This window comes from Halopseudomonas formosensis (assembly GCF_900115905.1).
Lineage (GTDB): Bacteria > Pseudomonadota > Gammaproteobacteria > Pseudomonadales > Pseudomonadaceae > Halopseudomonas > Halopseudomonas formosensis.
This window is the reverse complement of the sequence record NZ_FOYD01000028.1, coordinates 1-1,285: the sequence shown is the minus strand read 5'-3', so window position 1 is coordinate 1,285 and position 1,285 is coordinate 1. Positions and strand designations below refer to the sequence as shown.

The 1,285-nt window shown below is 52.6% G+C and carries 1 rRNA gene; it reads left to right on the top strand.

The features are described from left to right. Positions 1–131: 131 nt before the first annotated feature. Positions 132–1,285 (top strand): 23S ribosomal RNA (locus tag BM046_RS16060); the annotation flags it as partial.

Below are 1,285 nucleotides of genomic sequence, written 5' to 3'. Positions count from 1 at the left end.
TGGCATGAGCCGTGTTTCACTGCACGGTCCATGCCCAAGGTAACTTGTAATCTCAAGTGCAAGTTCCGGATTGTCGTTTACATCATGCAGACCAGGGCTCTGGCAATCCATTGGATTGTTTGGGGTTATATGGTCAAGTGAATAAGCGCATACGGTGGATGCCTTGGCAGTCAGAGGCGATGAAAGACGTGGTAGCCTGCGATAAGCGTTGGGGAGGTGGCAAACGACCTTTGATCCAGCGATCTCTGAATGGGGAAACCCACCTGGCACAAGCCAGGTATCACACACTCAATACATAGGTGTGTGAGGCGAACCGGGGGAACTGAAACATCTAAGTACCCCGAGGAAAAGAAATCAACCGAGATTCCCCAAGTAGTGGCGAGCGAACGGGGAGCAGCCCTTAAGCGGTTTTGAGTTTAGTGGAACACTCTGGAAAGTGTGGCCATAGTGGGTGATAGCCCCGTACACGAAAGACTCATAGCCGTGAAATCGAGTAGGTCGGCGCACGTGAAACGTTGACTGAACATGGGGGGACCATCCTCCAAGGCTAAATACTCCTGACTGACCGATAGTGAACCAGTACCGTGAGGGAAAGGCGAAAAGAACCCCTGTGAGGGGAGTGAAATAGAACCTGAAACCGTATGCGTACAAGCAGTGGGAGCCGACTTGTTCGGTGACTGCGTACCTTTTGTATAATGGGTCAGCGACTTATATTCAGTGGCGAGCTTAACCGTCTAGGGGAGGCGTAGGGAAACCGAGTCTTAATAGGGCGTTTAGTCGCTGGGTATAGACCCGAAACCGGGCGATCTATCCATGAGCAGGTTGAAGGTGCCGTAACAGGCACTGGAGGACCGAACCCACTCCCGTTGAAAAGGTAGGGGATGACTTGTGGATAGGAGTGAAAGGCTAATCAAGCTCGGAGATAGCTGGTTCTCCTCGAAAGCTATTTAGGTAGCGCCTCGTGTATCACCACCGGGGGTAGAGCACTGTTTGGGCTAGGGGGTCATCCCGACTTACCAACCCCATGCAAACTCCGAATACCGGTGAGTGCGAGCACGGGAGACACACGGCGGGTGCTAACGTCCGTCGTGAAAAGGGAAACAACCCAGACCGTCAGCTAAGGTCCCAAAGTCATGGTTAAGTGGGAAACGATGTGGGAAGGCTTAGACAGCTAGGAGGTTGGCTTAGAAGCAGCCATCCTTTAAAGAAAGCGTAATAGCTCACTAGTCGAGTCGGCCTGCGCGGAAGATGTAACGGGGCTAAACCATGCACCGAAGCTACGGGT